The sequence below is a fragment of the Vibrio ostreae genome (genome assembly GCF_019226825.1).
GTDB classification, from domain to species: Bacteria; Pseudomonadota; Gammaproteobacteria; order Enterobacterales; family Vibrionaceae; genus Vibrio; species Vibrio ostreae.
In genome coordinates this window covers 2,588,087-2,608,768 of record NZ_CP076643.1, presented here as the reverse complement: position 1 = coordinate 2,608,768, position 20,682 = coordinate 2,588,087, and the positions used below count along the sequence as shown (strand labels likewise).

Genomic DNA, 20,682 nt, shown 5'->3' with positions numbered 1-20,682 from the left:
GGTGAGTTAAATTTGGGATGCACGGATTTCAACATGTTCACGCATGAACTGCTCAAGATTGAAATCAGTGGGATAGGTAAAAGAAAACGTCGATACACTGGCCTCATCAATCAGAGGCAAGGCGAGGGTGCGTATCGTGTGTTGACCGGATAATCGAAAGAGCAGCAAGAGCGCGTCACACTGAACCGAGAGTCCCAGTGGCTCAATGAGCGCCTTCTCTTGCTGCAATACTTGGCTCGATATCTTGAGCATACGGTTGTGCAGTAATGCCGTATGTACCGCATTCAACACTTGCCGTTGCTCGTCATTCCACTCGCGAATAGTGGGCAAAGCCACATGTACTTTTGCTAACCATTCTTGCTCTTTTGAATGTGATGAACCCTTGTGGGACAAGGGTTTGTCTCTCTCCGAGGAGCGACCTTGCCCATGATTCAGTGCATCAGGAACCAGCGGCAGTAAGTACTTGTTGGTCAGTTGCCAATAGAGCATTTCCTGCTTGTTGAGTTTCAGTAATTGCTCTGAGGTTTTCCGATAAACATGGGGCATGCTCATCGAATCACACTCCACGTTAAACACGTCCACAATGATGTCATCGAGGTAGCGTTTAATGCTGCGCGTGGTGCGGTGGATATCGAGTAGGGCTAACTGCTGCTGCAACTCCCTAACGGTAATCCATCGATGTTGAGGAATAAGCATCAGCGTGTGCAGCAAAGCGGATAACCCTTCAATGCTGGTTTTATTGCTCATGACTACGCTCTCAATACATCAAAGCTCCACACCGGAGTCGGACATTTAATGTCGGGAGAATAGAGGTGGGTCAGACACATAATGTCCAACGGTTAAAATGCAATCAATTCGTTTCATAAAAGTGTGAATTAATTAACATTAACGAGGTTTATGCTTATCACTGAGCTCGGCAATGGTCGCCAGTAACCCAATCAGTAGCACCACCAGAAACCCTAAAGTGGATAGGGCTCCTATGGCACCGAAGAACGGGGAAAGGGAGAACAGCGTTATGAGAGCAGTGACAAGTTTGATGATTTGTAGAAGAAGGGAAGTCATGAGTTATTGCGGGGTGACGGCTATCTCGTTGTAGGCGTCCGTAGCGACATAGGCAAGAAAGTTATTCTCCCATAGCCGATACAGCTCTTTCGCATCACGGCTACCTTGCATCGGTAGCCAGCCACGATAGGCCACAAAGAACTGCCCAACCCGAAAATCAAAATCTAAGTTGCGCTCTAGCTCTGGATAGTAATTCCCCATATAAGCAAAGTCGGTGATGTACTCAATGCTCCATTCCCCTGTTGAGGTTTGGCAAATCGCCATCTCAACCGGATGGAAGCCGCCTTCATCCGCGCTGTATGTTTTATCACGAAAATTAAACACCAGATAACGGCTGGTGGTCAGAGCTTCATTACTCAGCAAATGAGCGGTGAATTGCTCACTTAACAGCTTATGCAGTTTCTTTGACACAGGTAGTAATGATGCTGTGAAGGTTAATTTGGACATAGTGAGTCCTCCTTGTTTCAGGATTCAAATAAGAAATACAGAGTGAGAATTATTGGAACGTGCCGACCATCGTCAGTTGCACGCCATCAAAGACGTTTCTGGATAGGTGACGAGCAAAGGCTTTCATCCATACCGAGAGCAGCTCTTGTACCTCTGGGTGGGATAAATCCGTGCTCCCCGCATCGGGTTGATAGCACCAGCGATTAGCAAGGTGAAAGTACAACTCAGGCTCAACGGTTGTGCTGTTGTCATCGGGATAAGAGAAGCTGGCAAAGAACACCACCAGCCAAGGGCTAGAGGCAGACTCACGTTTAAGCTGTATCTCTATCGGATGCAAACCTTGTCGGTGTCGGTAGTAACTCATTTGGCGGCAGTTCAATACGAGTCGCTCGGCGTTCTCTGGGAGAGTGTATCGATTCAGAAGTGCTTCTAGTGACTGATGTAAAGCATCATCAATAGAAAGATCACCGTAATGTTGCCCAATCATAACCACCCCCTTTCAGCAAATGAGGTGCAGGTATCGCCTGTCACGATATGGTCGAGCACTCGCACATCCACCAGCGCTAAAGCGTCTTTGAGTCTTTCGGTTATGCGTCTATCGGCTTGAGACGGCGTTGAGTCACCGGATGGATGGTTATGGGCAAATATCACCGCTGCGGCATTCACTTCTAACACCGCTTTCACCACTTCTCGCGGGTAGACGCTGGCCGCATCCACCGTTCCTTGAAACAGCTCTTTAAACTCAATCAGTCGGTTTTGGTTATCCAGTAGCAACAAGGCAAACACTTCACGCTCATGGCTGCCTAGCTTACAGCGTACATACTCTTTGGTGGCATCAGGGTTAGTTAGGGCATCACCACGCACGTAGCGTGTTGCCAGTATCTCCGCCGCATGCTCTAGGATTTCATTTTCCTGATAGCGTTGCTGCTTTTGGTACTCGGAAGTTTTGGGATTCATTTCGGGCTCCTGTCGGAATCAATGATGGGTATTCACATTGATGACATATGCCTGAAGATTTTTGGATTGAGGTGTATGGTGGCGGCTTTGGGTGAATAGACACTGAATTAGTAGACGCTAGCTCATCTTTTTAAATATTCTACAGGCTACAATTGATTATTGGAACCATACTTGCGTTTTATCTTGTAGACTCCTCTGTATATTTAAAGATATCGATGAGAACATATTCCGGTATAGAGTAGATTATACACTTTAGGAACTTAAAAACCTTTTACCCAAGTGATTTATTCCCATGATTTAGGGAAACAAAGTCATCTAGATATTTTTATATTTTAATTTATCAATCAATTCGTTGGAGATAAAATCAAAAGTTTTTTTTACTTTTTTATTGATGCGTAACTCTTTATTACTTACAATCCAGATTGGAACAGATATAGAAGACACTATGCTTTCCGGAAATATAGATAACTCTGTTTCATGACTAGCTATATCCTTAGCTAAATAAATCAAGCCTAAACTTCTTTTAGCTAGCATTATCTGTGCTGGGAATGAGGCTGTTGATATGTGAAAATTACTATTTTTTAAATTGATATTAAATTTTGCTAAATGATCTAATGCAGGCTTGTAATCATAGAACGTAATAATTCTCATATCATTAATTAGCTGCTTTCTTGGGAGTCTTAATAATGATTCTATATATTGAGGTGTACCATACAAGTTAATAACTTCATTACCAAGTTTTTTTATTATGAGATTTGCATTAGATGGCTTATAGCATCTTATTGCTATATCCGCCTCTCCTTGCATAAGATCACTGCTATCATTAGTGACAATAATTTCAGTTGATATATTAGGATCGACTTTTATTAATTTATCAAGAATATCAGGCATTCGATAAATGCCTGTTACTTCACAAGTAGAAATAGTCACTTTATCGCCTTCATTTGTTGCATTAGCTCTAGCTAATATAGAGAACTGATCTGCAGTTTCTCCCATTTTTCGAGCAATAACTAATAAATCCTGGCCTGAACGTGTCAACTTCAGTTCATTTCCAGATCGATAGAATAAAGTGGTTCCTAGATGCTCTTCTAGTGCGGATATTTGGCGGCTCAATGTTGGTTGGGTTGTCTTGAGAGCTCTAGCAGCTGCAGACATTGTCCCTGTTTCTGCTGTAACCAGAAAGGCCCGTGTTTGATTCCAATCAAAAGAAATAGAGCCCCATTTCATAACATGTATACCCTTATACAAAAATAGTCACTGTACCGTATAGTTTTAAGTACTATATTAGAGCGGAATAAGCAAGGATGAAATCATTTTAAAGGTAAATTTTAGTGAATAGTGAAAGGTACCAATTAATAAGTGAATCGTTAGAGATGGCAGTCGAATTTGAACATATAAATATAGCGGTACAACCTATAGTTAACTCTATTACAATGGAAGTGATAAGCTTTGAAGTTCTAGCTAGATGGAGTGATCATAAATTTGGTGTGGTGTGTCCTGAAACATTTATTGAAATTGCTGAAAAAAATGGCTATATCAACAAACTAGGTATGAGTGTTTTTTCTCAAGCCTTAAATTATCTTGTTAACTTTGATAAAGTTAGTGAATTAAAACCACTAATTAATATTAACGTTTCGATTCTTCAAATTAAGAACCCTAACTTTTTTAATGAAGTTAAAAGTTTAATTAAACGTTTCAGGTTGTCCCCTGAAAGAATTGTATTGGAAATAACGGAATCTTATGATATTGATGACTCTAGAGCTATATTTAAGACATTAATAACGCTACATCATTATGGTTTCAAAATTTCTATTGATGATTTTGGGGTTAGTAGCACTTCAATACTTACTTTATTACATTTGCCAATTTATCAAGTAAAACTCGATAAATCTTTCATTAAAAAGGCTATTGAGACTAGTTTTGGCTTAAAGCTGGTTGCTAAGTTATGTGAGTTTTGCGAGGAGAGTGGTGTAAATGTTGTAGCAGAAGGAGTAGAAACAGAAATGATGTATACTAAACTTAAAAGTGCAAAAGTACCATATCTTCAAGGGTATTTTTTTAGCAAACCTTGCGAGCCATATATGTGGTTAGGAAAAGTTAAGCATGAATGATTAATTAAAATAAATAAATGTTTTATCGGATTTTTATGTTTTGCATTAAAAGGATTTTAATAATAAATATAACATTTTAATTTGTATTTCTATAAGGTGGTTTTTTCATGAGAATTATTTTGTTAGTTATTTTTTTGTTTTTTATTAGTGGGTGCTCTAATCGAGCCGTGTATAATAATTTGCAAAAATACAAATTAGATCAGTGTGTTAAAGATAATGACTTTAAAAATCAATTCTGTTTCTATAACGACCAAGAGACATTTGATGAATATTCTAGAAATAGAGATGATTACTTAAAAAAACAGGCTTATTGATTTTGAGTTTCTGAGTCATACAATGAATTTATTTTTAGAAGTAGTTAGTGGTAATTTAAATTGAAATTTACAATATATGCCTTTTGTATGAAGTTAACTGTTATAAAAATGAATGAGAGTTAAAATGATTAGTTCAGAAGAGTTCTGGAATAAAAATTCCCAAAAGTATATAGCTAAGCCTATAAAGGATAAGAATACCTATAATAAGAAACTTAAAATTACTGAGGATTTATTATCATCGACGGATAGGATTCTGGAAGTGGGGTGTGGTAGCGGAGAAACAGCTATCTATCATGCAAAGAATGTAAAGCATGTTCTAGCTACTGATATCTCAGCAGCAATGGTTCAGCATGGTATTGAAAAATCAAAACAAGCAGGTCTCAGGAATATTGATTTTAAACAGGTTGCAATAGAAGACTTGTTGGAAGAAGCGGAAAGATTTGATGCTATACTTGCTCTCAATGTTTTACATTTGGTTAATGATGTAGAAGCATCTTTAAAGATCATCTACGAACTACTTCACGATAATGGACTATTCGTATCTAGCACTCCACTTTTGTTGGAAGTTAATCCTATTTTGAAGATTCTCATTTCTATAATGCAAAAATTAAATCTTGCGCCTCCTGTGTCAATGTTAAGTAATAAAGGGTTCATATCGCTCCTAGAGAATGTAGGTTTTAAAATTGAAATGACATGGAAAAGCTCAAAGGAATCAATGTTTATAGTTGCATATAAGAATGGAAAGAAGTTCGCCGAATTTTGATAGTAAATTCAACATTTCATGGGTAAGGCAGGATACAATATTAATTGTTGAAAGTAGTATACGCGTCTTGATACCGACTTCTCTGCTCCACGTCTACGACTTGGTGGCATCAGGATTGGTTAGAGCATCACCACGCACGTAGCGTGTTGCCAGTATCTCCGCCGCATGCTCTAGGATTTCATTTTCCTGATAGCGTTGCTGCTTTTGGTACTCGGAAGTTTTGGGATTCATTTCGGGCTCCTGTCGGAATCAATGATGGGTATTCACATTGATGACATATGCCTGAAGATTTTTGGATTTAGTTTTGGTATCAAAATCGGCTTAGAACAAGAATGAAAATACTCGTTTTATTTTGTATACTTCAACAGAGTTTTAGTGGAAGTGAAACAAGGTAGTGGGTCATGTCGGCAGTAGAGACATTCTTGGAGCCGGAAATAAAATCCAATGTTATTAATTACTTAATTGAAAACTGGAAGTTGAACTCCCAAGATTTAATTATCAATGAATTTACTGTTGGAGACTTTTCCCGCAGAGTTGACTTGGCTGTCATCAAGTCAAGTCGTCTATTTGCATTTGAGGTCAAAAGTGATTCTGATTCATTGATTAGGCTCGAAGGTCAGGTGTCTAAATACCAAGAATATTTTGATAAGGTGATTGTTGTTACAGCTCCTCGGCATACTGTAAAAGCTTTAGAGCTCACTCCTTCTAACGTTGGAGTTTGGGAGATATCCCAAGGTGTTATTACGATTAAACGTAAAGGCCGTATTAAAGAAGTAAACTCTCGGAAAGCGTTTATCGAGATGATGACCGCTGTGGAGTTGAAAAAATTGTCTAGAAACCTTCAGATCCCTAGCCCAAATGTTAAAAGAAAAACCTTGGAAAGAGTGTTGGACAATGTTGCAGTGTCGAAGCTTCGAAATGCTGCTATAGACTTCATTAAAGGGCGCTATCAATCAAGAAATGACAGTTTTTTTGAAAATTTGGAAACCGGCATGAGCACCCCTGATGCTCTTGAGCATTTAAAATTACCGAAAAAAGATTTTACATCTACTGATATAGATAGCTTCATTTCAGCTTTAGAAGAGTTAAATCAGACCTTTGGCTCTAAGAACTGCTCAAATAAAATTGTGGCGAACGCTTAAATGGACGCCACACCTTTTTTCAATCTTCCCAATCTTCTTCGGTATCTAACTCACTTATCTCTTCAAAATAATGAATTTGCTGGTAAAGATGAAGGTTAATTCTTACCGCGGTTGCTTTTTGGGCTGAGTTAATACCGTATTTATTACCTTCTGCGGTCTTCTCAATCATTTGTCGCCCCCATGCTTTTAGGTCCTTTATCCAATAATCTGAATTTATCATTTCTTGGGCAGCTTCTTGATAGAGCTCTTCTTTTTCTTCGTCTTCATTTTCATCATCAAATTCTTTTCTGATGAATCTCCAGTCGTTTTTTAGTGCATAGTCAATTCTTGGAGGAGGTAAGCCACCACCCCCACCCATAGCTTCAGCACGAGCACTTGCTCTGTCTGAGTAGACTAACTTAATTCCTTCACAATCTTTAACTATCTTGTTGAAAATAAGGCGCTCAAAAATAGAAACTTCCCCTCGATAAGAACGACCAAAAGAATAAGGGAATGACGTTCCAGAAAAAGCGATTGTTGCTTTAGGAAGCATCTTATGTACGCCCTGAATGAATTGGGTGTATTTGTGGTGTTCAATTAGGTTGATTCGAGTTAGATCACCGTAATCTAGTATTAAGAACAACTGATCTAGTTTATACGAACTTAATGTTTGTATTATCTTATGGAAGTCCGGAATTGTTACAGGTTGACTGCCTGCCATTTTTAATCTGACGACGATAGTTCTTTCTAATTCCAGTAGTCGGTCTAATTGTTTGTCTAGCTGTTCTAAGTCCTGAAGTCTAACTGTAGGGATGATATGTTCATGCTTTTTGATAAATTCTACCCAGTTCTTATAGCCATCATCCGGCTTGAGTAGTTTCTGAAATTCAAGGAAAACTTCGGCAGCCCCTTCCTCTTGCGCTCTACTCTCAAGTGAGTTGAGGAAATCATCATCAACATCAGCTATCCATGGTCTTTCCCCAAATGCTTTCTCTATGCGATCCATTGATTTGTCAAAGCTTTTACAGGTCGCCCAACGTTTTAGTGAGAAAGCAGGGAGTATCTGATTTTTTTCACAATCATATAGTTCTTCGAGAGCTGCCATTTCTGCTGGCTTGAGAGATATAAAAGGAATGTAAGAAGCTATTTTTATATTCATTGATGCCTCCCTTACTTGACGCCTAATCGATTTTTTAACGCAATTGCTGAGACTGCCATATCTTCCGCTATAGCTTCATACAACAATTCTCCCTTTTTATCTGTTGCATGAAGTTGTTTAAGTCTTAGAACATGTTCCATCGGCATAATGATGTCTGCCGCTAATCTATCTGCTTCTCTCTCTATGGCGGTAGATTGAGACGAACGATATAAAACGTCATCAGTGATGCCATCTTTCAGTAGGTGCCTATGCAAGAGGAAATGTGAAATCTCGTGAGCAAGAGTATAGCGCTGCCTTGTTTTTACATCGTGCCTATTTATTTTTATGTTAACTGTACCATCTTGTTCTTCTTTTATTTGACCTGATATGTTGGCAGTTAAAGTTGTTTTCTTTACCACTAAACCTAGATCTTTAGCTATCTGACCAAGCTTTACGGGTACTTCAGAGTGTTGTTTCTCAATAACTGATTTTTGAAACTGACTTAGCTTTGTCCATTCAGCGGATTTACTCATGCTTGTTCTTCCTCAAGGTCTAACTCAGGGTACTTACTAAAACCATTCGATCCGTTATCTTTTATTTGTCGTCTTACAATTAAGTCGACTGCACTTTCTAAGTGTTCCTTAAGTTCACCGTTATCTAGCAAAAATGCTATTTCCTTTTTTGCCACTTCGTTAATCTTTTGATTAGCTTCATTTCGGGCGACTTCTGAGGCTACAGAAGTTGATAGTTCTTGCGCTGATTTAATTGCACTTTCCTTTACGTTTTTAAACCCAAAGAAAGTAACTATAGCTACGATCACACCAAACACAGTTACAATAATGGTAACACATGCCAATAACACGCTAACCCAGACAGAAAAACTCATTCTTCCTTCGGATTTCTCTATCTGCTCTTGTAATTGTTGTTGCTTTTCTTGAAGGTTAGATATAGCTGACTTTTGATTTTCGATAACCTTGAGTAAGGTTAAGTCAAGATTATCAGCTTCTATATTATTTTGAGTAGATGTTGGTAGTTGAGAAGTTTTAGTCTGTGTTTCTTGAGAAAAAGATGGATTTGTTGCAGCTACTAGGGGGGAGTAACTAAGAAAGCACAGCAGAAATGATAGTAGCAAAGGCGAGACTTTTTTCATGTATGTTCTAAGAAATGAAAATGGAGCTATCAGTATGCCACCATATATCATTACTATCATTGTGACTTTTGTTACTTACTTAAAAACATTGATAAAATTCTTGTTATTCAAGACCTTTGCTGATAAATAGGTCAGTAACGAGATGTTGGATTAACATTTGGGTAAGTATTAAGGATGTAACTGTGCGCACTGGCCCAAGCAAATCAGATTGTATGGGACGCTACATCTTCATTTTTCTACAGGAACCCCCCTCCTTTATTTTCAACATTAATTTCCTACCAACGTGGCTATAGCACTTTCAATTGATCTTGTTATCGAATGTAGTTGCCAGCTTTAAATGGCAATGTTTTCCTCTACTAGCTTGGTGACTTTTTCTAGAGCTTCTTTGCGCTCTTCCAAGTAGTCATATCGATCATAGATACCTTCAACACCTTTCAACTTGTGATTTAGACAGCGCTCTGCGATATGGCTAGGAACTTTTACTGAAGCGAGTAGGCTCCGGCAGGTGCGGCGTAGATCGTGAACCGCAAAGTGTTTGATATCGCCCATTTTATTTGGTGGTTGTACCTTACGACCGGGCTCTCGACCAAATAGCTTTGAAATAGCCCTGTTCAGTGTGTCTTTGCCCATGTGAGGTACTTTGCTTTCCCTTCTGTTTGGGAAGACGTACTCCGAGCGACAAGCTCGCTGATGTAGTTCTTTAAACCATTTAATGCACAGCTCCGGAAGCGGAATCGTGAAACCTGTGCCAGATTTGCTTCGCTCCGCTGGTAGGTGCCATAAAGCATTATCTAGATCGAACTCAGTCCACTTTGCTTCTGTTAGCTCTGATTTACGAACGCCAAGACAAAGAAGCAGAGCACAAGCTAGGTAGTTGTCTCGATTGAAGCTATAAATGTTTTGGTTGAAGACGGAAAAAACATGTTTAATCTCTTCCAGTTCTAAGACCCGATCTCGACTTTCTTCAATGCCACCAGCATCATAGTTAGAAAATGCTAGTGCAGGGTTAGACTCAATAACACCAATCTTCATACCGTGTTTAAAAAGCTGCTTACAATACATTAGCGTGTCGTTAGCTGTGGTTGGACGGCCACTGTCAGCGACTATTTGGATGATATTACGGATATCTAAAGGTGTGACACGTTTCAACGTGTATTGACCAATTTGTGGAGAGATCTCTTTCTGATAGATACGCTTAGGTATATTGGGATGCTTGAGCCTTTTGGACAAATCCTTGTACCAGTCTTCGAAGAGATCATCGATTATTTGTATATCGGCTTGCTTACTCCGTTTTCTTTCTGCAATTGGGTTAATCCCTTCGCTGATTTGCTTTCGAAGTTCAGATGCTTTCAACCTTGCATCTGCAAGAGAAAGTTCATCGACCTTGCCAATAGTCACCTCCTTTCTTTTCTTAAAAAGGGTGTACCTTAGCATCCAGTATGGTCGACCTATTCTAGGAATCATTAGATAGAAACCATCACCATCGGCATGACGACCCGTTTTTTGGTCTTTTACTATCGCCTTAACTTGGTTGACGGTGAGATTCCCCATCTCTATCTCCTTGAATTTATCGCTCTAATCGAAGTTATCATGACATCACCCTCCAGAAGTGGGGGAGTATGTTGTGATATTTATACTACGGTGGGGAGTAAATAGCAAAGTGCTACCCAAGATACTCCCCGTTTGTTCATGGCTTTTGATGAATTTTATGGAAGTGTATGGATGGTGAAAATAAAAAAGCCCTTATAAATAAGGGCGTTGTGGAAGTGTATGGAGTAGAGGGGAATCTATTCTATATTTTGAATCTGCTCACGCATCTGCTCGATAAGCACTTTCAGTTCCACACCGGAGGCGGTGATGTCAGTGCTGATCGATTTTGACGCCAGAGTGTTCGACTCACGGTTGAACTCTTGCATCATGAAGTCGAGACGGCGACCGCACGAGCCACCTTTTTTGAGGATGTTGTGCGTCTCTTTGACGTGAGAATCGAGTCGGTCTAGCTCTTCGGCGACATCGGATTTTTGTGCCAGCAGGATCAGTTCCTGCTCAACCCGGGTTGGCTCCAGTTCGACTTTAGCTTCTTCGAATTTAGTGAGCAGGCGTTCACGCTGCCAGTCGAGGATTTCCGGCATCCGCGCGCGAACTTTGACCACTTCGGCACTGATCGCATCAAGGCGCTGCACGATCAAGGCTTTCATGTTGTCGCCTTCACGGCCGCGTGCTTCGATAAACTCATTCAGTGCGTCTTCAAAACCGTTCAGTAGAGCCTGGTTGATTTCGTCCATATCCTGCTCAGGCGTTTCCATCACGCCCGGCCACTGCATGACCTGGAACGGGTTGATACGGCTCAGCTCGCCGGTCATATGCATGATCTGGCTGGCGGCTTTAATGACCTGATTGGCCAGGTCTTCGTTAATGCTCAGTTCACTTTGCGCGGCATGGTTGGCTTCATAACGCAGATGACATTCGACTTTACCGCGCGCCAGACGCTTACGGAAACGCTCACGCAGCACTGGCTCCAGGCCACGGAACTGTTCCGGCAGGCGGAAGTAGGTCTCCAGATAGCGTTGGTTGACCGAGCGGATTTCCCACACGGCACTGCCCCAATCGCCTTTGACTTCTTTGCGTGAGTACGCCGTCATGCTGTAAATCATCGAAATGTCCTTGGTTTATATTCAAAAATGAACTGGCGATAATACTAGCATAGAAAAGTTGCCGAGTGGGTGTAGAGACTCTGTGATTGAGCAAGGATTTCCGCTATAATTTTGCCCCAATAAATTCGACCCTTCGGCTGCGGTTTTGTTCAACCGCCGTTTCGACCGGTTGTCGTTGCAACTCCGCGTCGTTTCGCAGCCATAAGTGTTGTGTAAAACCATAAAACGTCGTTCACACAAACAAGGTAGAGGCCCTATGCGTCCAAATAACCGCGCTGCGGATCAGGTTCGTCCGATCAAGATTACTCGTCATTACACCGCCTATGCAGAAGGCTCTGTACTGGTTGAGTTTGGTAATACCAAAGTGCTGTGTAACGCCACGGTAGAAGAAGGCGTGCCACGCTGGCTAAAAGGCCAGGGTAAAGGCTGGGTAACCGCTGAATACGGTATGCTGCCGCGTGCTACTCACTCGCGTACTCGCCGTGAAGCGGCGAGCGGTAAACAGGGCGGACGTACCATGGAAATCCAGCGTCTGATCGCGCGCAGCCTGCGTGCTGTGGTGGATCTGAAAGCCATGGGCGAGCTGATGATTACGGTTGACTGTGATGTGATTCAGGCTGACGGCGGTACCCGTACTGCGTCTATCTCCGGTGCGAGCGTGGCTCTGGCGGATGCATTCGATAAGCTGGTCGAGAGCGGTAAACTGAAGAAGAACCCGATGAAAGGCCATGTGGCGGCGGTGTCGGTAGGTATTCTGGGGCAGGACGTGTTGTGTGATCTGGAATATGTTGAAGACTCGGCTGCTGACACCGACATGAATGTGGTAATGACCGAAGAAGGTAACATGATCGAAATCCAGGGTACGGCTGAAGGCGAACCGTTTAGCCATGAGCAACTGCTGGATTTGCTGGCGGTGGCCAAGAAAGGCATTGCAGACATTGTCTCGGCGCAGAAGGCGTCGTTAGAAAATAATTGATCGATAGCTCCCGTTATGGGGGCTATTTTTTTGTGTTTTTTTCGTCGTCCTTGCTGCGATTAGCACAAGGTTTTCAGGACCTGGGGCCTGGGATCTTAACCGGCAAGGTCGACGATTATATTGACTCCAGAACCTGTTGTTCTGGAGCTGATGATATATAAGCAACCAACCTGGGGCCTAGGATCCTAATCCCTAGAACCTAAATCAAAGAGAGAAAGTCATGAAAGCGTACCAGCGTGAATTTATTGAGTTTGCACTAGAAAAGGAAGTCCTGAAATTTGGTGAGTTTACTTTGAAATCAGGCCGTAAAAGCCCTTATTTCTTTAACGCTGGTCTGTTCAATACTGGCCGCGATTTAGCGCGTCTGGGCCGTTTTTATGCCGCAGCGCTGATGGACTCGGCTATCGAATACGATGTGCTGTTTGGCCCGGCCTACAAAGGCATCCCGATTGCGACCACCACTGCCGTCGCGCTGGCGGATCACCACGATGTGGATACGCCATACTGCTTTAACCGTAAAGAAGCCAAAGACCACGGTGAAGGCGGGAGTCTGGTCGGCAGTCCGCTGCAGGGGCGTATCATGCTGGTAGACGACGTCATTACCGCCGGTACTGCAATTCGTGAATCGATGGAGATCATCAAGAATAACGGCGCGGATCTGGCCGGTGTATTGGTGGCGATTGACCGTCAGGAAAAAGGCAAAGGCGAGCTGTCGGCGATTCAGGAAGTGGAACGTGATTTCGGCTGTGCTGTGGTCTCGATTGTCAGCCTGACTGACCTGATTACTTACCTCGAAGAGAAGGGTGGTAACAGCGAGCACCTGGCAGCGGTCAAAGCGTACCGCGCGCAATATGGTATTTAAGGCCCTAGGATCTAGGACCTAGGCGTTCGGAGTGATTTTTTATTTAGGGCCCAGTCTTTGGACCCTAAATATTCAGAGCAAACTTTTCTCTAGGGACCCAGATCTAAAAGCTCCGGCGCTGATGATTCAGGCCGGAGCTTTATTTTTAGTGTATCAAGCTGAGATTAAGACTTTTCATCATCGCAGTGAAGATATTCACCGCTATTAAGACCTTCTCTCCTAGAACCTAGAACCTAGAACCTACAGCCTCAACCTCACTTATAGCGAATGCCTTTTTCCACCTTCGGATCCTGCATGGTCTTAAAGCGTTTGTGCAGCCACATCCACTGGGTTGGCGCGCGCAGGATCAACTGCTCGACAAACTGATTCATGTAAGCGGCAGAGGCGGTTTCATCGTCGTACGGGAAGTGATCTTCTACCGACAGGTCTGCGAAGATCTCATATTTACCCTCCGCGTTGCGAAATCCCGAACCCATCACAATCGCACACTTACTGGCTTTGGCCAGCAGGTAAGTACCAGTGGTGGTACAGGCATCTTCAACCGCAAAGAAAGGTACAAACGCGGATTTATTGCGGCCGTAGTCGTGGTCCGGTAGGTAGAACAGCAGCTCACCCTGGCGCATGACGCGAATCATTTGTTTGACATCTTTGCGGTCAACCAGCTTATTGCCGTTGTGAGTGCGGCCCCAGTACTGAATAAAGTTATACGCCGGGTTGTTATGTGGGCGGAATACTCCGTAACCGGACAAGCCCAGTGCGCCGCACGCACGGGCGGTGATTTCCAGATTAAGTGCATGCACACAGCACATCAGCACGCCTTGTTTGTGACGCAAGTGCTCGGCCAGTGCGCTGGTGTCTTTATTAATCAGGCGGCGTTTGAAGCGCCAGGTCGGCCAGAACCAGGCGATGCCGGTTTCAATCAGCGCCGCGCCGGTGTTTTTGAAGTTCTCTTCCACCATGCGTTCGATTTCATCGGCCGCTTTATCCGGAAAGGCCAGTTCCAGGTTACGTTTGGCGACATGGACGCGCTTTTTACCAAAGCGCATTCCAAGTTTGCCCAGACTCCGGCCCAGTTTGAGCAGCAGTGAATAGGGCAGCAGGTTCACCAGCAGAGCGAGAAAACCAAAGCCGAGCCACACCCCCCCAGTTTTTCGGGTGCAGCAGTGACAAAGTAAATTCGGGTTTGGCGTATTTGTTTTGACTCATAATGTGGTCTGTCTGATTAAGAGTAAAAATAGATTGTCATGATTCAAGATTACTGAATCTGCGCACTGAGCAGTGACCAGTACTCTTCAAAGTTAGCGGTTGGCTGGTATTTGAAATCTGAGCGTACAAAGCGGTTCAGACTGCCTTCCACCTGGCCGAGTAACTGCGCGGCCAGAATGTTTTCATCGACCGGGAACGATTTGCCTTCCCGAATCTTACGCTCGCGCAGGATCTGACGCAGCGAGGTTTCAATGCGTTCAAACAACTGATTGATACGTTCACGCAGGCGCTCATTTTCAAACATTAGAGCATGTCCGGACAAAATTCTTGTCAGGCCCGGGTTACGTTCAGAGAAGGCCAGCAGCAGTTGCATCACCATCCGAATCCGGTTCAGAGTATCTTTTTCTTCATCCAGAATCCGGTTGATGCGTGACATCAGGGACTCTTCGATAAATTCAATCAGGCCTTCAAACATACGTGCTTTGCTCGGGAAATGACGATACAAAGCGGCTTCAGACACACCCACCTGCTTGGCCAGTTTGGCGGTGGTGATGCGTGAGGCGCCTTCATGGGATTCGAGCATCTCTGCTAAGGCTTGCAGTATTTCTTCACGTCGATTGCTTTTCTTAGTGCCGGCCATAACCGTCTTTCCTTTTCAAAACGTAAGCTTTTTAAAATTAAAGTTATTGCAAATCAAGCTTTTCAGTACCACTACAGTTTTATGCGACGACTGACTTGGCTGCCTGTCGTCGCGCGCACGGCAGCACCGCACAGGCGGTTGCTGTCTCTGAGTGGTGATATCGGCGAGTAAACACAAATAGACAAGAGGAAAGTGTTAACTCGTGACACGCATCCCGCAGCGGGATGCGCACTCAGCGGCGTTTAGCTTATTTTGTCGTTGATCAACAGCATCAGGGCATGTGCCAGCTCGGCTTTGGAGGCCAGTGGTAGCAGCTGTTTGCCTTCAGGACGGGTTGCATCCCCGGCAAAGTAGACCGTCAGCGCGTTATCGTTACTGTTAAACCCCTGACCTGCGACTGAAACATCATTGGCGCAAATCATATCGAGGTTTTTCTTCACCAGTTTACCGCGGGCGTATTGCTCTACGTCCTCAGTTTCAGCGGCAAAGCCAACAGTAAATGGTCGGTTTTGCGCCATTGCGGCCACACTGGCGACAATATCCGGGTTTTTGACCATGGTGATGGTCAGCGTATCGCTGTCATCGGTCTTTTTCATTTTCTGGGCGGCGACCTGCTGCGGGCGGTAATCCGCCACGGCCGCACAGCCGATAAAGATATCGTGTGCGCTGGCCTGGTTCATCACCTCAGCATGCATATCCACGGCGCTGCTAACATTAATACGCGACACATTGGCCGGGGTAGTTAAATGCACCGGTCCGCTGACCAGGGTCACTTCTGCCCCCAGTTTCGCTGCCGCGTCGGCAATCGCAAAGCCCATTTTCCCTGAACTGTGATTGGTGATGTAACGCACCGGATCGAGCGCTTCGCGCGTCGGGCCCGCGGTGAGCAGCACCCGTTTACCGCGCAGCGGCTTGGGGCCGAAGTAACCCTCACAGCGCTGGACTAAATCCATCGGCTCGAGCATACGGCCTGGCCCCACATCACCACACGCCTGCTGACCGGCGCCCGGCCCCCAGATCTGCATGCCGCGCTGTGTCAGCGTCGCGATATTGTCCTGCGTGGCCAGGTTGCGGTACATCTGCTGGTTCATGGCCGGAGACACCACAACTTGTGCATCCGTTGCCAGCACCAGCGTAGTCAGCAAATCGTTCCCCATGCCAGCCGCCATACGCGCAATCAAATCGGCGCTAGCCGGTGCCAGCAACACCAGGTCGGCCCATTTGGCCAGTTCAATATGGCCCATCGACGCTTCCGCTGCCGGATCGAGCAGACTGTCAGACACCGGATGACCGGACACCGCCTGCATGGTCAATGGGGTAATAAATTCTTTCGCCGCCGTCGTCATAACGACCCGGACCTCGGCCCCGCGCTCAATCAGGCGACGGGTGAGTTCTGCACATTTGTACGCAGCGATACCGCCGCTGATACCAAGCAGAATCTTTTTTCCTGCCAACGTTTGCATACTGGATTCCTCAAAAATTCTGCGCGCTATGTTAGCACAACTGCAGAAAGATGTCGGAGCTGCGTCAAGTATCGCCGATGGTGGCCGATAAAGGCTAAACATGCAGGTATGAAACTTATGTCACCCTCACAGAACTTTTCTGCCAATGAGGCAAGATATACCCAAACAACTTGAAGTTGCAGCCAACACCGCTGCAGCTTCAAGTAGCAAGGGTATAGCCTCAGGTTGTTTGTATACCAACAAAATAAAGCAACAATTATAAAGCCACAGGACCAGAACATGATCTCTCTTAGAAGCCGAACTAAACTGCTATTGCTGACCGTAATCCCGTTGGTCGTGATCACGGCCATCGTGACGGCCGTCAATTACTGGAGCGGGATGAACTCGTTACAGCAGGAACTGACCCAATACCGCGCCCAGTTGGTCGAAAGCCGCAAAGCTGAGCTTAAAGCGTATCTGATGATGGGCGTGACGGCGATTCAGGATCTGTACGATGCAGATCGCAACGGTGAAAACCAGGCGCAGGCGAAAGCGATCCTCAAAGCGATGCGCTTTGAAAGCGACGGCTACTTTTTTGCCTATGATTCGCAGGGCGTTAATACTCTGCACGCGATCAATCCGGCGCTGGAAGGCAAGAACCTCTACGATCTGAAAGATAAAAATGGCGTCCCGGTGATCGCCGGATTGATCCAGGCCGCAAAAAGTGGCGACGGCTTCTTATATTTCTCCTGGCACAAGCCTTCGCTTGATGCTCAGGCGCCGAAACTGGGGTATGCCGAGTACCTGCCAAAATGGGACTGGGTGCTGGGCACGGGTATTTATATTGACGATATCGACACTCAGGTCGCCCAGTTCGAGGCGCAGCGTGAAGCACAGCTGAGTGAACAGACCTGGTCTGCGGTCGGTTTGTCTCTGGCGGGGCTGGTGCTGACGATTGTGATTGTCAGCGTGCTGGTCTCGCGCGGTGTCGCGCCGTTGCAGCATGTCGTGGACTCATTAAAAGCGGTGGCAGCCGGTGGCGGTGACCTGACTGCGCGGCTGAAAGTAGAAAGCCGTGATGAAATCGGTGAAGTAGCTAAGGCCTTTAACGACTTTATGGATAAACTGCATCCGTTAATTGTCGATCTGCGCAGTTCGGCGCAGGAAGTGCAATCGGCAGCGTCGGATCTCGATGTGCAGACCAGTCAGTCGAGCCAGCAGATGGGCGATCACAGTCTGGAAACCGATAAAGTGGTGACCGCGGTAACCGAAATGAGCGCCACATCGCGTGAAGTGGCCAATAACACGCATTCCACCGCGCAGGCGATTGATTCGGCCAACCGCCAGATCTCCGATGCACAGCAGGAAGTGAACCTGGCCATCGAAGGCATTGGCGAACTGGTCAACGAAGTCAACCTCACTTCAGAAGCCATTTCTGAGCTGAGCCAGCAAACCGAGCAGATAACCAAGGTGCTGAACGTGATTGGTGAAATTGCCGAGCAGACCAATCTGCTGGCACTCAACGCAGCGATTGAAGCGGCGCGGGCGGGTGAACAGGGGCGTGGCTTTGCTGTGGTGGCAGACGAGGTTCGCTCGCTGGCCAGCCGCACCCAGAACAGCACCCAGGAAATCGGCGACATGCTGCAGCAGTTGCATCAGGGTGTTAGCAAAGCGGTACGCAGTATGGCTCTGAGTCAGGAGCGCGGTGAGAAAACGGCGCTGGAGTCGGTGCAGATTAAAGATAGCTTGTCCGGCATTTCTGATGCGGTCAGCCTGATTCATGACATGGGCATCCAGACTGCATCTGCCGCTGAGCAGCAGAGCGCGGTGGCGGAAGACATTAACCAGAACCTGGTGGCGATTCAGCATATCGTGAATGATCTGACGCATAATCTGCAGCGCTCTGAAGCGATCAGCAGCCGTCTGGCGCAGTCGGGCCAGCAGATGAACAGTTTGGTCGGTCATTTCAAACTGTAAGCGCTGCTGCGGCGCCAACGTTGATTTGCCGCTTTGAGCAACAGGGCAGTTACAGCAAAGATTGAAGTGTGACCCAAGATCCTGTTTTGCGTTTGCATTGCACAGGTCAAATCGGTTTGAGTAGATACAGAGCCTGCCGGGCATTAGGATCGGCAGGCTTTTTTACAGGAGCCGATATGAGTCTCAAGTTTCTGCCCAGCGAGTCGATGCCACGTGAAAAGCTGCTTGCCCGCGGGCCGCAATCCTTATCTGACGCCGAACTGCTGGCGATATTTCTGCGTACCGGCACGCGGGGTATGAATGTGATCGAGCTGGCCGATTTTCTGCTCAGGGAGTTTGGATCGCTGCGCGCGCTGTTTTCTGCCCGCAAAGATCACTTTTGCTGTCATAAAGGGCTGGGCGAGGTCAAATATGTCCAGTTGCAGGCGGTACTGGAGATGACGCAGCGATATCTGGGGGAAGCGTTAAGGCGCGGCGAAGCGCTGACCAGTCCGCAGCACACCAAATTGTATCTTTCCAGCGTATTGCGCGATCGCCAGCGTGAAGCCTTCTATATTCTGTTTCTTGATAACCAGAACCGGGTCATTCAGGATGAAATTTTATTTGAAGGCACCATTGACGCCGCCAGCGTTTATCCGCGTGAGGTAGTGAAACGGGCGCTGCACCATAACGCTGCTGCGCTGATTCTGGCCCATAACCATCCGTCCGGTGTCGCGGAGCCGAGTCAGGCCGACCGAAGGATCACGCGCCGACTGGCCGATGCACTGGCGCTGGTGGATATCCGGGTGCTGGATCACTTCGTGGTCGGCGACGGTGAGGTGGTTTCCTTTGCTGAACGCGGCTGGCTTTAGCAGCTGAAGTATTCTTTTTTTGCTCTATGCGGGTGTGAAGCAACCTGGTGGTCAAGTGCAAACAAGCTAAGTAATACAAAGGTCTAGCGATGAAGTGGATATTTTGCAGCGAGCAATAAAAGCGGGCCTTATCGGCATTTGAGCGGAATGTACAAAAAATGCTTAGCTTTCTGCTGTTTTCTGGTATGATTCGCACACATTTTTTAACCTCAATCAGCTCAACAGAGAAAAAGATCAGGTAATTCTGTAAAAAGGATCTGTTCGGGTCTTGAGCAACGCGTGTCAAGTTAGTATAATGCGCGACCTTTGATAGCCTTGTATGGATTTTCCATAACGGTTTTTAACCTCAACTTCTTAAGTGAAAGAGAGAGGTTCGGCCACCAAGGTTGATATCGAGCTGAAACGATTTGGAGAAGACATTCATGTCCCGAGTATGCCAAGTAACTGGTAAGCGTCCAGTAACGGGTAACAACCGTTCACACGCACGAAATGCTACTAAGCGTCGTTTTCTGCCGAACCTACAAACTCATCGTTTCTGGGTAGAGAGCGAAAAACGTTTTGTTAAACTACGTCTAACTGCTAAAGGCATGCGTATCATTGATAAGAAAGGCATCGATGCTGTTCTTGTTGATATCCGTGCACGTGGCGAAAACGTTTAAGAGGAATTAAACAATGGCTAAAGGCATTCGTGAGAAAATCCGTCTGGTATCTTCAGCAGGTACTGGTCACTTCTACACAACTGACAAGAACAAACGCAACATGCCAGGCAAATTCGAGATCAAGAAATTTGATCCAGTAGTACGCCAGCACGTTCTATACAAAGAAGCGAAAATCAAGTAATTGATCGCTTGCTTTGGTGTTAGTAGAAAAACCCAGCCTTTTGGTTGGGTTTTTTGTTTTCTGCTATCCCGTTCGAATGTTTCTCACTAGGCTCACCAAGTTCCCCTTTGGCAGGTAACCCGGTTATCTTCGCTCCCGCTCTGCACATCCTTCTCGTCTTGTCGTTTCATT

Annotated in this window: 22 protein-coding genes and 1 pseudogene; 9 read left to right on the top strand and 14 right to left on the bottom strand. The window is 45.3% G+C overall.

The window, feature by feature from the left end:
• Nucleotides 1-6: 6 nt before the first annotated feature.
• The 5 genes from KNV97_RS18115 to KNV97_RS18095 all read right to left on the bottom strand — a co-directional run bounded on the left by KNV97_RS18115 (nt 7) and on the right by KNV97_RS18095 (nt 3,693).
• On the bottom strand, nt 7-747 hold the full coding sequence (locus KNV97_RS18115; RefSeq protein WP_218562519.1) for a WYL domain-containing protein: 741 nt from the start codon (nt 745-747) through the stop codon (nt 7-9).
• A gap of 318 nt (nt 748-1,065) precedes the next feature.
• A complete protein-coding gene (locus KNV97_RS18110; protein ID WP_218562518.1) occupies nt 1,066-1,509 on the bottom strand; it encodes a DUF2787 domain-containing protein in 444 nt (147 codons plus the stop codon).
• Between the two features lie 49 nt (nt 1,510-1,558).
• A complete protein-coding gene (locus KNV97_RS18105; RefSeq protein ID WP_218562517.1) occupies nt 1,559-1,996 on the bottom strand; it encodes a DUF2787 domain-containing protein in 438 nt (145 codons plus the stop codon).
• Nucleotides 1,993-2,466 (bottom strand): RadC family protein, encoded by a 474-nt coding sequence (gene radC / locus KNV97_RS18100; protein WP_218562516.1) that lies wholly within the window; start codon nt 2,464-2,466, stop codon nt 1,993-1,995. Before radC (KNV97_RS18100) ends, KNV97_RS18105 begins: the two co-directional genes overlap by 4 nt.
• 315 nt (nt 2,467-2,781) lie before the next feature.
• Nucleotides 2,782-3,693 carry a LysR family transcriptional regulator gene (locus KNV97_RS18095; RefSeq protein WP_218562515.1) on the bottom strand — a complete coding sequence of 304 codons (912 nt, stop codon included), beginning with the start codon at nt 3,691-3,693 and terminating at the stop codon, nt 2,782-2,784.
• 146 nt (nt 3,694-3,839) lie between these two features.
• On the opposite strand from KNV97_RS18095, the gene KNV97_RS18090 reads away from it, so the two are divergent.
• Together KNV97_RS18090 and KNV97_RS18085 are read left to right on the top strand one after the other, a co-directional pair.
• A complete protein-coding gene (locus KNV97_RS18090; protein WP_218562514.1) occupies nt 3,840-4,577 on the top strand; it encodes an EAL domain-containing protein in 738 nt (245 codons plus the stop codon).
• Between the two features lie 438 nt (nt 4,578-5,015).
• On the top strand, nt 5,016-5,654 hold the full coding sequence (locus tag KNV97_RS18085) for a class I SAM-dependent methyltransferase (protein WP_218562513.1): 639 nt from the start codon (nt 5,016-5,018) through the stop codon (nt 5,652-5,654).
• Between the two features lie 93 nt (nt 5,655-5,747).
• Here the strand turns inward: KNV97_RS18085 and KNV97_RS18080 are convergent, their stop codons facing one another.
• Nucleotides 5,748-5,885: a hypothetical protein gene (locus tag KNV97_RS18080; RefSeq protein ID WP_218563466.1), complete on the bottom strand. Its 138-nt coding sequence runs from the start codon at nt 5,883-5,885 to the stop codon at nt 5,748-5,750.
• A 170-nt stretch (nt 5,886-6,055) separates the two neighbouring features.
• On the opposite strand from KNV97_RS18080, the gene KNV97_RS18075 reads away from it, so the two are divergent.
• Nucleotides 6,056-6,796, top strand: coding sequence for a sce7726 family protein (locus KNV97_RS18075; RefSeq protein ID WP_218562512.1), 741 nt, complete (start codon nt 6,056-6,058; stop codon nt 6,794-6,796).
• A gap of 19 nt (nt 6,797-6,815) precedes the next feature.
• On the opposite strand, the gene KNV97_RS18070 is transcribed toward KNV97_RS18075, so the two are convergent.
• From KNV97_RS18070 to KNV97_RS18050, 5 genes are all read right to left on the bottom strand, one after another.
• A complete protein-coding gene (locus KNV97_RS18070; protein WP_218562511.1) occupies nt 6,816-7,934 on the bottom strand; it encodes a beta family protein in 1,119 nt (372 codons plus the stop codon).
• 11 nt (nt 7,935-7,945) lie between these two features.
• Entirely contained in the window at nt 7,946-8,446 is a 501-nt protein-coding gene (locus KNV97_RS18065) for an ImmA/IrrE family metallo-endopeptidase (protein ID WP_021704608.1), read from the bottom strand.
• Nucleotides 8,443-9,063 carry a hypothetical protein gene (locus KNV97_RS18060; protein ID WP_218562510.1) on the bottom strand — a complete coding sequence of 207 codons (621 nt, stop codon included), beginning with the start codon at nt 9,061-9,063 and terminating at the stop codon, nt 8,443-8,445. The genes KNV97_RS18065 and KNV97_RS18060 overlap by 4 nt, the downstream gene beginning before the upstream one ends.
• A gap of 333 nt (nt 9,064-9,396) precedes the next feature.
• Complete coding sequence (locus KNV97_RS18055; RefSeq protein WP_218562509.1) at nt 9,397-10,614, bottom strand: tyrosine-type recombinase/integrase; 1,218 nt, start codon at nt 10,612-10,614, stop codon at nt 9,397-9,399.
• A gap of 236 nt (nt 10,615-10,850) precedes the next feature.
• Nucleotides 10,851-11,717: a YicC/YloC family endoribonuclease gene (locus tag KNV97_RS18050; RefSeq protein ID WP_136487218.1), complete on the bottom strand. Its 867-nt coding sequence runs from the start codon at nt 11,715-11,717 to the stop codon at nt 10,851-10,853.
• A gap of 256 nt (nt 11,718-11,973) precedes the next feature.
• On the opposite strand from KNV97_RS18050, the gene rph reads away from it, so the two are divergent.
• Nucleotides 11,974-12,693 carry a ribonuclease PH gene (rph, locus tag KNV97_RS18045; protein ID WP_136487217.1) on the top strand — a complete coding sequence of 240 codons (720 nt, stop codon included), beginning with the start codon at nt 11,974-11,976 and terminating at the stop codon, nt 12,691-12,693.
• Nucleotides 12,694-12,913: 220 nt separating this feature from the next.
• On the top strand, nt 12,914-13,555 hold the full coding sequence (gene pyrE / locus KNV97_RS18040; protein ID WP_136487216.1) for an orotate phosphoribosyltransferase: 642 nt from the start codon (nt 12,914-12,916) through the stop codon (nt 13,553-13,555).
• A 254-nt stretch (nt 13,556-13,809) separates the two neighbouring features.
• On the opposite strand, the pseudogene lpxL reads toward pyrE, so the two are convergent.
• The 3 genes and pseudogenes from lpxL to coaBC form a co-directional block, all read right to left on the bottom strand.
• Nucleotides 13,810-14,761, bottom strand: a pseudogene (gene lpxL, locus KNV97_RS18035) (LpxL/LpxP family Kdo(2)-lipid IV(A) lauroyl/palmitoleoyl acyltransferase).
• A gap of 49 nt (nt 14,762-14,810) precedes the next feature.
• Complete coding sequence (gene slmA, locus KNV97_RS18030) at nt 14,811-15,401, bottom strand: nucleoid occlusion factor SlmA (protein ID WP_136487214.1); 591 nt, start codon at nt 15,399-15,401, stop codon at nt 14,811-14,813.
• A gap of 242 nt (nt 15,402-15,643) precedes the next feature.
• Nucleotides 15,644-16,864 carry a bifunctional phosphopantothenoylcysteine decarboxylase/phosphopantothenate--cysteine ligase CoaBC gene (gene coaBC / locus KNV97_RS18025; RefSeq protein WP_218562508.1) on the bottom strand — a complete coding sequence of 407 codons (1,221 nt, stop codon included), beginning with the start codon at nt 16,862-16,864 and terminating at the stop codon, nt 15,644-15,646.
• A gap of 279 nt (nt 16,865-17,143) precedes the next feature.
• Between coaBC and KNV97_RS18020 the strand changes: the two genes are divergently transcribed.
• The 4 genes from KNV97_RS18020 (at nt 17,144) to rpmG (ending at nt 20,511) form a co-directional block, all read left to right on the top strand.
• Nucleotides 17,144-18,820 (top strand): methyl-accepting chemotaxis protein, encoded by a 1,677-nt coding sequence (locus KNV97_RS18020; protein WP_218562507.1) that lies wholly within the window; start codon nt 17,144-17,146, stop codon nt 18,818-18,820.
• A 176-nt stretch (nt 18,821-18,996) separates the two neighbouring features.
• On the top strand, nt 18,997-19,671 hold the full coding sequence (gene radC, locus KNV97_RS18015; RefSeq protein WP_218562506.1) for a RadC family protein: 675 nt from the start codon (nt 18,997-18,999) through the stop codon (nt 19,669-19,671).
• 422 nt (nt 19,672-20,093) lie between these two features.
• Entirely contained in the window at nt 20,094-20,330 is a 237-nt protein-coding gene (gene rpmB, locus KNV97_RS18010) for a 50S ribosomal protein L28 (protein ID WP_004728407.1), read from the top strand.
• A 13-nt stretch (nt 20,331-20,343) separates the two neighbouring features.
• On the top strand, nt 20,344-20,511 hold the full coding sequence (gene rpmG / locus KNV97_RS18005; protein WP_005371942.1) for a 50S ribosomal protein L33: 168 nt from the start codon (nt 20,344-20,346) through the stop codon (nt 20,509-20,511).
• Nucleotides 20,512-20,682 lie beyond the last annotated feature (171 nt).

Coding starts and splice junctions, on each gene's coding strand:
- KNV97_RS18115 (WP_218562519.1), bottom strand. CDS start 747: ATGAGCAATAAAACCAGCATTGAAGGGTTATCCGCTTTGCTGCACACG.
- KNV97_RS18110 (WP_218562518.1), bottom strand. CDS start 1,509: ATGTCCAAATTAACCTTCACAGCATCATTACTACCTGTGTCAAAGAAA.
- KNV97_RS18105 (WP_218562517.1), bottom strand. CDS start 1,996: ATGATTGGGCAACATTACGGTGATCTTTCTATTGATGATGCTTTACAT.
- radC (WP_218562516.1), bottom strand. CDS start 2,466: ATGAATCCCAAAACTTCCGAGTACCAAAAGCAGCAACGCTATCAGGAA.
- KNV97_RS18095 (WP_218562515.1), bottom strand. CDS start 3,693: ATGAAATGGGGCTCTATTTCTTTTGATTGGAATCAAACACGGGCCTTT.
- KNV97_RS18090 (WP_218562514.1), top strand. CDS start 3,840: ATGGCAGTCGAATTTGAACATATAAATATAGCGGTACAACCTATAGTT.
- KNV97_RS18085 (WP_218562513.1), top strand. CDS start 5,016: ATGATTAGTTCAGAAGAGTTCTGGAATAAAAATTCCCAAAAGTATATA.
- KNV97_RS18080 (WP_218563466.1), bottom strand. CDS start 5,885: ATGAATCCCAAAACTTCCGAGTACCAAAAGCAGCAACGCTATCAGGAA.
- KNV97_RS18075 (WP_218562512.1), top strand. CDS start 6,056: ATGTCGGCAGTAGAGACATTCTTGGAGCCGGAAATAAAATCCAATGTT.
- KNV97_RS18070 (WP_218562511.1), bottom strand. CDS start 7,934: ATGAATATAAAAATAGCTTCTTACATTCCTTTTATATCTCTCAAGCCA.
- KNV97_RS18065 (WP_021704608.1), bottom strand. CDS start 8,446: ATGAGTAAATCCGCTGAATGGACAAAGCTAAGTCAGTTTCAAAAATCA.
- KNV97_RS18060 (WP_218562510.1), bottom strand. CDS start 9,063: ATGAAAAAAGTCTCGCCTTTGCTACTATCATTTCTGCTGTGCTTTCTT.
- KNV97_RS18055 (WP_218562509.1), bottom strand. CDS start 10,614: ATGGGGAATCTCACCGTCAACCAAGTTAAGGCGATAGTAAAAGACCAA.
- KNV97_RS18050 (WP_136487218.1), bottom strand. CDS start 11,717: ATGATTTACAGCATGACGGCGTACTCACGCAAAGAAGTCAAAGGCGAT.
- rph (WP_136487217.1), top strand. CDS start 11,974: ATGCGTCCAAATAACCGCGCTGCGGATCAGGTTCGTCCGATCAAGATT.
- pyrE (WP_136487216.1), top strand. CDS start 12,914: ATGAAAGCGTACCAGCGTGAATTTATTGAGTTTGCACTAGAAAAGGAA.
- slmA (WP_136487214.1), bottom strand. CDS start 15,401: ATGGCCGGCACTAAGAAAAGCAATCGACGTGAAGAAATACTGCAAGCC.
- coaBC (WP_218562508.1), bottom strand. CDS start 16,864: ATGCAAACGTTGGCAGGAAAAAAGATTCTGCTTGGTATCAGCGGCGGT.
- KNV97_RS18020 (WP_218562507.1), top strand. CDS start 17,144: ATGATCTCTCTTAGAAGCCGAACTAAACTGCTATTGCTGACCGTAATC.
- radC (WP_218562506.1), top strand. CDS start 18,997: ATGAGTCTCAAGTTTCTGCCCAGCGAGTCGATGCCACGTGAAAAGCTG.
- rpmB (WP_004728407.1), top strand. CDS start 20,094: ATGTCCCGAGTATGCCAAGTAACTGGTAAGCGTCCAGTAACGGGTAAC.
- rpmG (WP_005371942.1), top strand. CDS start 20,344: ATGGCTAAAGGCATTCGTGAGAAAATCCGTCTGGTATCTTCAGCAGGT.